Source organism: Lentimicrobiaceae bacterium (genome assembly GCA_028697555.1).
Classification (GTDB): domain Bacteria; phylum Bacteroidota; class Bacteroidia; order Bacteroidales; family UBA4417; genus UBA4417.
In genome coordinates this window covers 1-14,957 of sequence record JAQVEX010000034.1, presented here as the reverse complement: position 1 = coordinate 14,957, position 14,957 = coordinate 1, and the positions used below count along the sequence as shown (strand labels likewise).

The 14,957-nt window shown below is 36.8% G+C and carries 9 protein-coding genes; 3 read left to right on the top strand and 6 right to left on the bottom strand.

Annotated features, from left to right (window positions below):
- The first annotated feature begins 120 nt into the window (after positions 1-120).
- Positions 121-1,371 (top strand): imidazolonepropionase, encoded by a 1,251-nt coding sequence (hutI, locus tag PHP31_06635; GenBank protein ID MDD3738953.1) that lies wholly within the window; start codon positions 121-123, stop codon positions 1,369-1,371.
- A gap of 4 nt (positions 1,372-1,375) precedes the next feature.
- On the opposite strand, the gene fbp is transcribed toward hutI, so the two are convergent.
- Positions 1,376-2,401, bottom strand: a complete 1,026-nt coding sequence (fbp, locus tag PHP31_06630) for a class 1 fructose-bisphosphatase (GenBank protein ID MDD3738952.1) — start codon at positions 2,399-2,401, stop codon at positions 1,376-1,378.
- Positions 2,402-2,643: 242 nt separating this feature from the next.
- Here fbp and PHP31_06625 point away from each other — a divergent pair, with 242 nt between their 5' ends.
- A complete protein-coding gene (locus tag PHP31_06625) occupies positions 2,644-3,912 on the top strand; it encodes an aspartate kinase (GenBank protein ID MDD3738951.1) in 1,269 nt (422 codons plus the stop codon).
- A 106-nt stretch (positions 3,913-4,018) separates the two neighbouring features.
- Here PHP31_06625 and PHP31_06620 read toward each other — a convergent pair whose 3' ends face one another.
- The 4 genes from PHP31_06620 to PHP31_06605 form a co-directional block, all read right to left on the bottom strand.
- The gene (locus PHP31_06620) at positions 4,019-9,826 is read right to left on the bottom strand and encodes a PKD domain-containing protein (GenBank protein MDD3738950.1); all 5,808 of its coding nucleotides are present in this window, start codon (positions 9,824-9,826) and stop codon (positions 4,019-4,021) included.
- A gap of 112 nt (positions 9,827-9,938) precedes the next feature.
- Positions 9,939-10,946 (bottom strand): ROK family protein, encoded by a 1,008-nt coding sequence (locus PHP31_06615; protein MDD3738949.1) that lies wholly within the window; start codon positions 10,944-10,946, stop codon positions 9,939-9,941.
- Positions 10,947-10,964: 18 nt separating this feature from the next.
- The gene (locus PHP31_06610) at positions 10,965-11,162 is read right to left on the bottom strand and encodes a DUF1858 domain-containing protein (GenBank protein ID MDD3738948.1); all 198 of its coding nucleotides are present in this window, start codon (positions 11,160-11,162) and stop codon (positions 10,965-10,967) included.
- A gap of 2 nt (positions 11,163-11,164) precedes the next feature.
- Positions 11,165-13,798 (bottom strand): valine--tRNA ligase, encoded by a 2,634-nt coding sequence (locus PHP31_06605; protein MDD3738947.1) that lies wholly within the window; start codon positions 13,796-13,798, stop codon positions 11,165-11,167.
- A 127-nt stretch (positions 13,799-13,925) separates the two neighbouring features.
- Between PHP31_06605 and PHP31_06600 the strand changes: the two genes are divergently transcribed.
- Positions 13,926-14,678 (top strand): tRNA threonylcarbamoyladenosine dehydratase, encoded by a 753-nt coding sequence (locus PHP31_06600; GenBank protein MDD3738946.1) that lies wholly within the window; start codon positions 13,926-13,928, stop codon positions 14,676-14,678.
- Here the strand turns inward: PHP31_06600 and PHP31_06595 are convergent.
- A partial coding sequence (locus PHP31_06595; protein MDD3738945.1) for a prolipoprotein diacylglyceryl transferase occupies positions 14,638-14,957 on the bottom strand: 320 nt, incomplete at its 5' end. The genes PHP31_06600 and PHP31_06595 overlap by 41 nt on opposite strands.

Below are 14,957 nucleotides of genomic sequence, written 5' to 3'. Positions count from 1 at the left end.
GTAAAGTACAAAAGTAATAAAATTTTTATATTGCGCATCTGTATTCATAAAGAATTAAAAAAATAATAATTTATTAAGGATTTATCGATTAATAACTATAAATTTGCAACAAAAAACAAAATGAAGACATTACTGACAAACATAAAATCGCTTGTGGGTATATTACCTGCCGAAACTCCGTACCTTAGTGGGAAAGATATGCAAACATTGAATTCTATTCCTGACGCATTTTTATACATAAACGACGGTATAATTGAAGATTTTGGCTCTATGAGCGAAATTAACAAGTTGGGCGAAAACGTATTAAGTTCATCAAAAGAGATAAATGCAAAAGGGAAGTTGGTTTTACCTGCATTTTGCGACTCGCACACTCACTTGGTTTATGCCGGCAGCAGAGAAATTGAATATGTTGATAAAATTAAGGGTTTGTCGTATGAGGAAATTGCAAAACGCGGTGGCGGAATTTTAAACTCGGCAAAAAGATTGCAAAAAGCCAGCGAAGATGAACTTGTAGAATCGGCTTTGCAAAGGCTCGAAGAAATATGCAAATACGGAACCGGTGCTGTTGAAATTAAAAGCGGTTATGGTTTGACGACACAAGACGAAATAAAAATGTTGAGAGTTATAAGAAAACTCAAACAAATTTCGCCTCTTACGATAAAATCAACATTTTTGGGAGCACACGCAGTTCCTCAAGAATACAAAGGACGACAAGGCGACTACGTGGATTTAATTATAAACGAAATGATCCCGCTTGTTGCAGCAGAAGACTTAGCTGACTACGTTGACGTATTTTGCGACAAAGGCTTTTTTACACCCGACGAAACCGAACGCATTTTGATGGCTGGAATAAAATATGGTATGATACCTAAAATACATGCCAACGAATTGGATTATTCGGGAGGCATACAAGTTGGTGTTAAATACGACGCCTTATCTGTCGACCATTTGGAATATACCGGCGACGAAGAAATTGCCGCATTAAAAAACAGCAACACTATGCCTACAGTATTGCCTGGCGCTGCCTTCTTCCTGAATATGGTTCACGCTCCGGTCAGAAAGATGATTAATGCCGGTTTGCCTGTTGCATTAGCAAGCGACTATAATCCTGGGTCTTCTCCATCGGGAAACATGCAACTTATTTTATCAATGGGTTGCATTACTTTTAGGATGTTGCCCGAAGAAGCCATAAACGCAACGACAATAAACACAGCTTACGCCATGGGCGTTGAAAAAGAATTGGGTAGCATTACAAAAGGCAAAATAGCTAATTTAATGATAACCAAAGAAATACCCAACATTGAGTTTTTGCCATATGCCTATGGTTCAAACAAAGTTGAAACGGTTATTATCAACGGAAAAGTTCAGTAGCGTACTACCTAAATGCGTAATTATTAAATTCTTTAGAGTATTGTTGCATAAATTCGCCGGCTTTGTCAACCATATCGGCAGAACCTATGAACAATGGACTTCTTTGGTGAAGCTCATGCGGTTCAATCTCCATAATTCTGTTAAAGCCGTCGGTTGCTTTGCCTCTTGCTTGTTCAACAATAAAAGCCATTGGTATACATTCGTACAACAAGCGTAACTTACCGTTAGGACGAGTTTTATTTCCGGGATAAATAAAAATTCCTCCTCTTAGCAAATTTCTATGAACATCAGAAACTAACGAGCCAACGTATCGTGTAGAGTATGGACGCTGAGTATCAGGGTCGCTTTCCTGACAGTATTTAATGTATTTTTTTACTCCATCGGGGAAAGATACATAGTTGGCTTCGTTGATGGAATATATACTTCCTACTTCGGGAATACGCATATCGGGATGCGATAACAAAAATAAACCTAAAGACGTATCTAAAGTAAATCCGTTAACGCCATTGCCCGTGGTATAAACAAGCATAGTTGAACTTCCGTAGATAACGTATCCCGACGCAACTAAGTTGGTTCCGGGTTGCAACATGTCTTCTAAATTTGCAAAGGAGCCGACTGGTGAAATTCTTCTATAAATTGAAAAAATTGTACCTATCGGAATATTTACTTCAATATTACTAGAACCGTCAACAGGGTCGAAAGCGACTACATACTTGCCGTTCATCGACATTTTGTTGCCTAAAATTATTAAATCTTCGTTTTCTTCAGAAGCTAATGCAGCACACATGCCGCCATATTTTAAAGCATTGATAAACTGTTCGTTAGCAAAAACATCTAACTTCTTTTGGTCTTCACCCTGAACATTGGTTGAGCCAAAATAACCGTTTATATCGGCTAATCCTGCTCTTCGTATTTGCTGACTTACAATTTTGGCTGCAATGCCGATATCGTTTAACAAACGTGTTAATTCGCCTGTTGCTTCGGGGTATTCCGCTTGCTTGCTGTTGATAAATTCTACTAATGTTTTCATATGTCTATATTTTTATGGTTTAAGGTTATATGAAACTCACATGACTAATTATCGCTATTTTGTATCAGGATTAAGTTGCATGTTAATTTCATATTGACATTTTATATTATAACAAAATTAATTAGTTTTTATTTCAATACCAAATAGCAAAACATTTCAATGTAGTTATTTTCATTTAATGAACATAATTTATTCGATATTTCAACAAAATTAATAATTTTACAAATTAATATTAGTTTTTTATGATAAAAGTATTAAAATTTGGTGGAGCATCGGTAAAAAACTCTAAAGCAATAGCTAATATACCGACAATATTACGAATGTACAACGATTGCAAAGTTGTTGTAATTGTTTCGGCAATTGGTAAAACCACTAATGCTTTGGAACACATACTTCATTGCTGGCAAAGTAGCGACACTTCCAACTTAAACAAAAGTATATCAGCATTAAAAAAAACGCATATGGATATAGCTTACGATTTATTTAAAAACGACAATGAAGTCGTGCATAGAATTAACTCGTATTTCGACGAACTTACCAATATAACTGCTAAAAATTACGAAGGGGATTTTTCAGCAAACTACTCTAAAATTGTAGCCTTCGGCGAATATTTAAGCACATATATAGTAAGCAAATACCTGAATAAAGCAGGCTTTAATAATGAGTTGTTTGATGCAAAAAATCTTATTATTACAAACGAAGGTTATGTCGATGCTAATGTTGACTGGGATACTTCTCAAAAAAACATTTTAAAGACATTTGATAACATCAACAATATTGATACAAATATTTTTATAACACAAGGATTTATAGCCGGCAATACACACAACGAGCAAACCACCTTAGGAAGAGAAGGCAGCGACTACTCGGCTGCTATAATTGCCAATATTTTAGATGCCAGCGATATTACTGTATGGAAAGATGTTGCCGGAATAATGACAGCCGACCCCAACTTAATTCCAACGGCTAGGCTAATCAAACATCTTTCGTATAAAGAAGCCATTGAGCTGAGTTACTACGGAGCAAGTATAATTCACCCAAAAACAATAAAACCGTTACAAAACAAAAATATCCCTTTGTATGTAAAATGTTTCTTCTCCCCAAAGGAAGACGGTACTTTAATCAATGATGAAACAATTTACGATAATAATCAGTCATCAATAATAATAAAACCTAAGCAAGTGCTATTCAGCATAAATGCCAGCGACTTTTCTTTTATTGTTGAAGATAACTTAAGATATATTTTTCAAGTATTCGCCGAGCTAAAAATAAAGGTAAATCTGTTGCAAATGTCGGCTCTTACCTGTTCGGTATGTTTTGACGAAGAACCTGAAAAAATAAAGAAATTAATCAAATTGCTTTCTTCCGACTACAACGTAAAGTATAATACTAAATTGAGTTTAATAACTATAAGGTACTTTACTGAAGAAATTATATCTTCGTTGCTAAAAGATAAAAACGTACTATTGGAGCAAAGAAGCAGGGTTACAGCACAGTTTGTGATTGATTGAAATTAATTTAACGACTTGCCACACGATGCAATCGTGCGGCAACAAAGGGGCAGCAAAGGGGATTGAAATAATTTAGATCAACTTATTGCACATTAACCTTTTTCAACTACCTTATTAGTGTAACAGTTCCCCATCTTTCGTTGGATATGCCTTGAGAAGTTCCAATGTTTATGGCATTCCAAGTTGTGCCGTCTTTGAAAACTGCAGAAACTTTCCAAGTATAAACTCCAGCCGGCAATGGTTCATTATTATAGGTACCGTCCCAAGCTTCTTTGGGCTTTCCTTCAGCATCCAATTCATCAGAAGACCAAATTTTATCGCCCCATCTATCGTACACACAAATTTGATATTCTCTCAAATTCATACCAACAGGTTTAAAGTACTTGATTTCTTCTTTCTCGGAAGTTGGCGAAAAAGCAGTTGGAACATACAATCCTTTGATAATAAACTCGTAATCCCTGTACGTTGTGTCGGTACAGTTATTTTGGCTAATTGATACTAATTGTATGGTGTATTTCCCTTCTTGCTGGTAGTACACAACCGGACTAACCATTGACGAAGTTTCGTTGTTTCCGAAATCCCAAAAATATTCGGCTCCACCAATAGTGTTATTCTCTAACTTAACTTGTCCTTGTACATTGTTGAAATTTGGAATTGTATTAAAAATACCTATAGGACGTAAAAACACGTCAACCGATTTGGTTACTGTGTCGGAACATCCAACCGAGTCGGTAACAATAAGGGTTGACCAATGTTTACCACCTTGACTAAATACAAAACTAGCATTTTGTTTATTGCTGGTTCCCATTAGCAAGCTGTCGGGTGATGAAAACAACCACTTCCAATTTACTAATGGAGCTATTGAATTAGCTGACATATCGTTGAATTGAAGCGGAGTTCCTTCGCATGCCTGCGTGAAACTAAAATTAGCTCTTGGCAAACCATTGACAGATACTACCCTTTTGGCAGTGTCGTAACAACCTAAGTGATTTTGCACGTACAACACAACATTGTAATCGCCTGGCGATGTGTATGTAAACGTTGGATTATAAGCTGTAGACGTATCTGTTGGAAGTGCAAAAGTCCATAATACCGAATCTATTATAGTTCCGTTGGCTGATGATTTATTTATAAATCTAACCGGATTATTAACACAAAACTTTTCGGCTTCAAAATCGGCTATAGGCGAACGTTTTACCAAAATAGACCTAGTTGTCGAATCAGTTACAAGTTCTTCCCCTACTTGAGAAGTAATAAGCAACTTTACATTATAAATACCTGAACCTCTGAATCTATGCGAAATTTCGCTCATATATGAATTGTAGGTTGTATCGGTTCCGTCACCGAAGTTCCAATACCATTCCGTAATATCGCTGCTGCTAGCCGAATTGTCGACAAAAGTTAGCACCCTATTCTGACAAATCATAGAATCGATAACTTCAAAATTAGCTTCAACGCAAGGCTTAACAAAAACGTCTTGAATTACAATGGTATCGGTACAGCCTTCAGAATTTACAACTGCTAGAGACACATCGTAAAAGCCGTGAGATGAGTACTGGTGCGAAACATTAGGGCTGTTGGGGTAATTAACAGTTTGGTTAATACCGTCGCCAAAACTCCATATCCAATGACTAATATTCTGCGAGTTTGCTATCGATAAGTCGGTGAAATGAATAACACTATCGCAGACTCCTTGCGAGTACGAGAAATTGGGTTCAGGTAGTTTTAGTATCGTAACGGGTTTTACTCTTTTCAGTACGCAATTATCTTGATTTGTTGCCGTTAAACTAACATTATATGTCGAAGGTTCAGTAAATACGTGATATGGATTTCTTAAATTTGATACGTTTTGTATTCCTGAATTCGGGTCATCAAATTCCCAAGTAAAAAACATTAGAGAGTCTCCTTCGGGTGAAATTAATTGCGGCGTGAAATATGTCGTATCTCCAAAGCAAGTAACCGTTGAAGTGAATGTGAAATCGAAGTTGGCATCAACATAAACTTCTTTTGTAATTGTATCGCTGCAGCCGAAACTATTGGTAACAATAAGAGTTACATAATAAGTAGAGTCGGCAAACGGAAATACATAAACAGGATTTTGTAACGTTGAGTGATTGTTTTGGTCGAAAATCCAATAATAAGAAACTATTTGCGATTGCACTGCAAACGATGAATCTTGGAAGTGAACAGTAGCATCTTGGCAAGAGTTGTTGTTATATGTGAAGTTTGCTTCAGGTTTTCTGAATATTTCAACAGGTTTTTGAATAGTATCTTTACAACCGCTGTATGTAGTAACTATTAAAGAAACATCGTAAATTCCTATTTGATTATAAATATGAGTAGGATTTTGTAAAGTTGAAGTTGCTCCACCACTACCAAAATCCCAAAGCCAAGCAACAATAGGTTCGTTGTTGACTACATATGATAAGTCGTTGAACTGCGTTACCGAATTTACACAACTTGTCGATGTGCTGAAGTTGGCAGTAGGTTTAGGATTTACAGTAACTTCTTTTGAAAAGCTATTGCTACAACCTTCATTATCAACAACTGTTAGGGTAACGGTATAGTTACCGGGATTTGCAAAGGTATGAGTAGGCGATTGGATTTGTAAGTTAGGTGTTCCGTCGCCAAAACTCCAATCGTATGAAGCAATATTCTGCAAATTCATTATGGTAGAATCGGGATAAAATGTAATTGGGTAACCCTGACAAATGCTATCGTAAACGAATGCTACAGCCGGCTTTGCTAATATGTTAACGCTTTTAACAACCGTATCCCAGCAACCATTTGCGTTAGTTGTTTTTAACTGAACCTGAAATAAATCCGCAGCAGAGAAAATATGCATCGGATTTTCTAATATAGATGTATTGTTAATTCCGGTAGTAGGGTCGCCGAAGTTCCACGCAAAGTTGGAAATTGAGCTTCCATTATTCAACTGAGTTGTGTTTGTAAATTGAACAGCATCGCCTTGACACAAATTCTCGAAAGTAAAATCGGAAATCGGGCTTGCATATACGGTTACACTCACAGTTTTGGTATTCTCGCAACCATTACTCGTATAAATTGTTAATTTAACCTGATAAGTGTTTGGCAAATTGAATTTGTGCGAAACATTCGGATTGCCAGGTGCATTAATTGTAGTATCGCTTCCATCGCCAAAATTCCAAACCCACCTTAAAATGTTGTTAGGTGGAGCTACAACCGAAGCATCGGTGAAAAGTACATCCTGCATAGTACATCTGTAAGAAGATACCTGAAACTGTGCTATTGGAGCAGCAGACACAAGAACTTCTTTGGTTATGGAGTTTGTACAACCCTTGTTGTCAACAATGGTAAGCGTAACGTAGTAAGGTCCAAGACCAGAATATATGTGTACCGGATTTTGTTGGTTAGACGTATATCCATCGCCAAAATCCCAGTGAAACGAAACAATATTTGCAACTTGAACTATTGGAGATAGAGTAAATTGTGTTGTATCGTTTATACATCCTATTTCGTAAGTAAAATCGACAGCAGGTTTTGCAACAATAGTAATAGTTTTAACAATTGTATCTGGGCATCCAAAGTTGTTTTCAGCTACTAAAGTAACATTATATACTCCGGGTGTGTTATAAACATGCGTAGGATTTTGTAGCGATGAAGTGTTGCCTGCTCCTGATGCCGGATCGCCGAAATTCCAATACCAATTAGCAATACTGCCTTCACCTGCTTGTGTTAGGTTTGTAAAGACAATGGCTTCGCTCTGGCAAGAATCGGAATAAGTGAAATTAACTAAAGGATTATTTCTGACAACTATTTCTTTTGAATACGAATTGAAACAACCATATTCGGTAGTAACAGTAACCGTAGCCGTTACAGTTCCTGCCTGTGTGTACGTATGTTCCACATTAGGCGAACCGGGATTAGTAACATTTTGCGTAGTTCCATCTCCAAAGTCCCATTCCCAAAGATCAACAATACCTTGCGAAGTTGTATTCACAAAAAACGAAACAGGCGAATTTTTACAAACAGGTGTTGAGTTTGTGAAATTAACTATTGGTTTTGGAATAAGTTGAATAGTATGCTGAATACTGTTTGAACAGCCTACCGTATCGGTAATTGTTAAAGTAACTATGCTAGAAGTTGAACCTGTAAAAGTGTGTGTAGCAACAGGTAAGTTAGATGTAGTTCCATCGCCAAAATCCCACAGCCAAGTTTGGATAGCACCAACATTAACCACAGCCTGGTCGGGCGAAAAGACAATAGGCTGCTGACTGCATCCTGCATCCCAAGTAAAATCAACTGCAGGTTTTTGTTGTATTGTTATAGGTTTAATAATTGTATCGGAACAAGTATTTTCGTTAACAACAATAAGTCTTACTGAATATTGACCCGGCTGCGAGTACACATGAGTAGGATTTCGCAACTGAGACGTGTTAGCAGGCGAAAATTGATCTCCAAAATCCCAATACCAATTTGTAATAGCTCCACCACCTGCCAACTGGCTTATATCCTGAAACTGAACAGCTTGGTCTTGACATTCGCCTTGGTAGTCGAAGTTGGCTATAGGATTGGGACGAATTACGATTGGTTTTTCAAAGAAATTTGAGCAACTATCGGAAGCGTATACGGTTAGGCGAACAGTAAATGTTCCAGCCAATGAATACGTGTGTTTTACATTTTGATTTCCACCAGCAGGAACAGTTATTGAAGTTCCATCTCCAAAGTTCCAAACCCATTTTGTAATAAAGCCGTAGCTTAAAGTTGTCAAGTCGGTAAACTGGACTTCGGAACCTGCACAATTATTTGATGAAAAAATGAAATTCACCAAAGGTAATTCGTTTACGGTAATAGTTATGGTTGTGTCGTTAGAGCAACCGTTTATATCAACTACAGTGAGCGTAACGGGATAAACACCTGCAGTATTATAAGTATGAACTGCATTTGCTGTACTTGCAGTAAAGCCATCGCCAAAATTCCACGAATAAGTAGCGATGTTACCAATGTTCATGTAGTCTGGGTCGGGAGTAAAATGAATAACTTCATTTAAACAAGTAGGTGTATAATTAAAACTTACATTAGGTTTTTCGTTTATAACAACTTGCTTTATAACAGTATCTGTACAAGTGTTGAAATTGGTTACTATTAACCTGACATCGTAAGTACCAGGCATGGAAAAAATGTGAACAGGATTGATATCGGTAGAAGTATTATTCACTCCGCTTGCAGGGTCGCCGAAATCCCAATTCCAATAAGCTATACTACCGCTACCGTTCGGACTTGAAGCATCTGTAAATTGAACTTCCGCTCCTTGACAAGAACCGGCGAAATGAAAGTTGGCAGTAGGACTTGATTTTATTGTAATATTTTGAGATGATGAATTAATACACGAATCGGCAGACATGACTTCCAACTGGACAATATATGTATTAACTACCGCAAACTTATGTTTGATATTCGGATTGTTTGGATAATATATTGTATCGTTAGCAGAGCCGTCGCCCCAACTCCATACGTACCTGATTATATGCGGATTGCTATACGATAAATTAATAAACTGAATTGAGTCGCCGTTGCACGTATTACCATCAATCATAAAACTTGAAGTTGGAACGGCACTAATAGGTACAAATTTATTAACGGTATGCACATTTCCTATGTCATCTGTAACATTAAGGACAACGCTATATCCAGCGTAATTGGGCGCTGTGTACGTATGGGTAACGTTTTGTCCGCTAAGCGTTGTGCCGTCGCCCATGCTCCAATCCCACTGCATAGCGGTAATTCCGGTAACAGTACCTTCAAAAAGGGTTGGACTTTGAGCACATTTGCCTGAATGAGTAAAATTAACGCTTTGCGACTTTACACTATAAGCAAACAGAGTTACAAAAAGAGTTATAAGAATAGTAAGACTTAGATACCGTTTATTTTGCATGACTTAATTGACTTGTTTATACTACTTCACCGAAGTTTTAAATTAAATAACATTCCAAAAGTAAAAAATTTACACGATTTAACAAACAAAACGCATAATTTTATTGAAAAAACTACCAAACCAATGCACTCGCACCAAGAACAGCAACCGAAGAATCTGGTAATGACGACAATAATACTTTTACTTTATTTTTAAATCCCGGAAGTAAATTATCCTCCATAACCTTAATTGCAGGTTTAATTAAGTAATCGCCGGCAGCAGTTACACCACCGAAAAGGAAAATAGCTTCGGGAGAAAAATAATGTACAATATTTGCAAACCCTATACCCAAAATTTCTCCTGTTCGGTTAAAAGTATCAATTGCTGTTTTATCGTTGTTTTTGGCTGCTAAATAGATGTCGTAAGGTGTTAGTTTGTTGAAAGGCACATCTGCAAGAGCTGCATTTTTCACATTGTTAAAAGCCATAAGTTCGAAATAAGTTCTAACAATTCCCGACGCCGAACAATATGCTTCCAGATGCCCGCTAATACCGCAACCACACATACGTCCGTTCGGAATTATTATAGTGTGTCCAAATTCGCCTGCAAAACCGTCTTTTCCGTATAATATTTGACCATTAACAACAAACCCGCTACCAACTCCAGTTCCTAAGGTTACCATAGCAAAGTCTTTCATTCCTTTGGCTCCGCCGTAAATAAGTTCGCCTATTGCGGCAGCATTGGCATCATTGGTAAGTTTGACCTTTTCTATTTCGGGAAATTCGTTTGCGATTTTCTCAACGACTTTAACATTTCCAACAAAAGGTAAATTAGGCGCTTGCTCGATTTCTCCCGAATAAAAACAACCGTTTGGTGCTCCTATTCCAATTCCTACAATTTGAATTTCGGGCTCGCTTTTTTTGACTTCTGATATAATCCAACGTATTGCCGAATATATTTCAGACATATATTCCGTCAACAACTTTTCCGATATATACTTATCGTTGTTTGGATTTAATGATTTTGCAGGAGTTTTAATACTAGGCTTCAGTTCTTGTAGTATTTGTCCGTTTTTATCAACAACACCAATTACTGTGTGAGTGCCACCAATATCAATACCTATAGCTATTTGTTTTTTCATTATTATAACTTTTAAGATTTACTTCATTTTATTAAGTTGGCTGACAAATTCCATAATCTGCTCATCGTTGAAACCTTTTTCTTTTGCAGCTTCTTCAAGAGTAATCCAAACAGGTTCGCCGCAGATTATACAGGTAATGCCATGTTCTTTTAAATACTTAACCGAGCCTGGATTTTTTTCAACTATCTCATCAATTCTAGTTTGTGGAGTAATCATTTTTACTTTTTTAGATTTGAAATTTGTTTTAGTATAGCTTCTATTTTGGTTTCCGAATCGGAGAGTTTTTTCCTTTCTAAATCCACAATTTCAGGTTTTGCATTCTCGACAAATTTTTTGTTATTCAATTTTTTAAGTACCGAATTTTTAAAACCTTCTTGATATTTCAGCTCCTGATTTAGTTTTTCTAACTCTTCTTCAACATTAATGCTTTGTTCAATCACTACAAAAAACTCAAAGCTGCCAACTATAAAAGAAATCCCCTCCGAAATTTTTTCAGAAACTGACAACTTGCTCAAATTGCCTAATTTTACGACTACATCGCTGAAAGGCAATTCGTTAATAGAGTTATCGCCAATGTTTTTGTAAAAAATTTCAATTTTATCTTTATTCGGGATATTGTACTTGTGGCGGACATTTCTTATAGAATTGATAATTTCTTTTGTTGCTGCAAAATCGTTAATTACCGAATCACTATAGTCTTGAGCCACAGGCATTTCCGAAATCATAATGCTTTTATAATCAGCTTTTTCATTATCTAAAATGCTGTTAATTTCTTCGGTAATAAAAGGCATAAACGGATGAAGCACTTTCATCAAACCGACAAAGAAATCAACTGTAGAATTATATGTTTTAGCATCGATTGGTTTTCCGTATTCGGGCTTGATGATTTCCAAATACCACGAACAAAAATCGTCCCATATGAGTTTGTACACTGTCATAAGGGCTTCGCTGAGCCTAAAATCGTTGAAACTATTATCAATTTGAGAAATAGCTAAATCAAGTTGATTGCTAAACCATTTTACTGATTGCTCGGCATATTCGGGTTGTGGAATAGTTTTATCAACATTCCAACCTTCAACCAATTTAAGAGCATTCCAAATTTTATTACTGAAGTTTCTACCTTGTTCGCAAAGAGCTTCGTCGAAAGGCAAGTCGTTTCCGGCAGGCGAAGTCAGTAGCATACCTACTCTAACGCCATCGGCTCCGTATTTTTCGATAAGTTCAATTGGCTCGGGTGAATTGCCGAGAGATTTAGACATCTTTCTACCCAATTTATCACGTACTATTCCTGTAAAATAAACATTTTTGAATGGGATGTTGTTTTTAAATTCAATGCTGGCAATTATCATACGAGCAACCCAGAAAAACATAATTTCAGGAGCAGTAACCAAATCGTTGGTCGGATAATAGTACTGTATATCGTCATTATCGGGATTTAAAATACCGTCGAAAACCGACATGGGCCACAGCCACGACGAGAACCAAGTATCTAAAACATCATCGTCTTGTTTAAGTTGGTCGGCTGTTATTTGCGGATTTATTTTCTTGGCTTTTTCTAAAGCTTCGTATATATTATTTGCTACAACTATTTGCTTATCAGGTAAATAATACGCTGGTATTCTTTGTCCCCACCACAACTGACGACTTATACACCAATCGTGAACGTTTTCCATCCAATGCCTATAAGTATTTTTAAACTTGTCGGGATAGAAACGCACAAAATCATCCATAACAACATCTAAAGCCGGTTTTGCTAACTTTTGCATTTGCAAAAACCATTGCATAGACAATTTTGGTTCAATAACGGCGTTTGTCCTTTCGCTATAGCCAACTTTGTTGACATAATCTTCAATTTTTTCAACGCTACCGGCTTTTTGCAAATCTTCAACTATAAGGGTTCTTACTTCAAATCTGTCTTTTCCAACGTATAGTTGAGCATCTTTATTAAGAGTGCCGTCGGGATTGAAAATATCTACAGATTCTAAATTATGTTTTATCCCTATTTCGTAGTCGTTAATATCGTGTGCCGGAGTAATTTTAAGACAGCCTGTACCAAATTCCATATCTACGTACGGGTCTTCAATGATTGGCACAACACGATTAATAAGCGGAACTATAACGTTTTTACCTTTAAGATTAAAATATCTTTCGTCGGCAGGATTAACGCACACAGCCGTATCGCCTAATATTGTTTCCGGACGAGTAGTTGCAATGGTAACATATTCGTCGTCGGTTCCTTCGACTTTATATTTTAAATAATACAGCTTAGAATTTACCTCTTTATAAATGACTTCTTCGTCTGACAATGCTGTAAGCGCTTCAGGATCCCAATTAACCATACGCACTCCACGATAAATAAGACCTTTATCGTACAAATCGACAAAAACTTTAATAACCGATTTGTACCTAATGTCGTCCATTGTAAAACAAGTTCTATCCCAATCGCAAGATGCACCAAGTTTTTTCAACTGCTCGAGTATAATGCCGCCGTGTTTTTCTTTCCATTGCCAAGCATGTTCTAAAAACTCTTCTCTTGTCAAATCAGCTTTATCAATACCTTTTTCTTTCAAGCTGGCAACCACTTTTGCCTCGGTAGCAATTGATGCATGGTCGGTACCCGGCACCCAGCAAGCATTTTTGCCTTGCATACGAGCTCTACGAACCAAAACATCTTGAATTGTGTTGTTTAGCATGTGTCCCATGTGCAAAACTCCCGTAACGTTTGGTGGCGGTATCACAATAGTATACGGTTCGCGGTCATCAGGCTCGGACTTAAAGAGTTTGTTTTCTATCCAGTAAGAATACCACTTTTCTTCTATTTGTTGTGGCGTATATTTTTTTGCAATATTCATAAAACTATTTTTTCTGCTTGTAATATTTGGGTTACAAAAATAAGCAATTGTGATGTAATTTGAACATACATTTTTTTATTATCCCATTATTTTTTCATTTTTTATATAAATAAACGACTTTTGCAAAATGGAAAAAGATAATATTAACGAAAGTTGGATTTCTAGAACAGAGCTATTAATTGGCGAAGAAGGTTGCAAAATTCTTAACAGCAAACACGTGCTTATTGTTGGTGTTGGCGGCGTTGGCGGCTACGCAGCCGAGCAATTATGCAGAGCAGGTATAGGCGAGCTGACCTTAGTTGATGGAGATAAAGTACACAATAGCAATAGGAACAGACAAATTACTGCACTATGCAGCACTAATGATTTGTACAAATGCGATGTTATGAAGGATAGGCTCTTGGATATAAACCCGAATGTTAAAATAAATATTTATAAAGAATACATAAGAGACAAGCGAATGGTGGAAATATTAGAACAAGGCTACCATTATGTAGTAGATGCTATTGACACTGTTTCGCCGAAAGCTTTTTTGATATATCACACGTACAATTTGAAGATGCCTATTGTAAGCTCTATGGGTGCCGGTGGTAAATTTGACCCAACCTTAGTAAAAGTTAGCGATTTGTACGATTCGTCTCAATGTCGACTAGCGTATTACATGCGCAAACGCCTGCACAAACTCGGCGTAGGAAGAGGAGTTAATGTTGTTTTCTCGACAGAAAAAGTTGATAAAGCCAGCATTATTTTTGTCGAAAACGAACAAAACAAAAAAACCAACGTTGGAACAATATCGTATATGCCGGCAGTGTTCGGTTGTGCTTGTGCTTCGGTTGTTATCAGGTATTTTCTTTCTTCTCTCGCTTGTTGTAATAAATAAGCACGATTATGCCTAACAGTATAAACGGCAACGAAAGCAACTGACCCATGTTAAGTGTCATTCCTACCTCGAAATTTACTTGTGGCAATTTAACAAACTCGATTAAAAATCGCATTGAGAATACCAATATTAAAAACCAGCTGAATAAGAAGCCTGTTTTAGGTTTTCCGTTTTTCTTGTAATATGTGCGATAAAGCAAAATAAAAATCAGCAAATAGCTCAATGCCTCGTATATTTGGGTTGGATGTCGTGGAACGGTTTGTCCATCACGCACAAAAA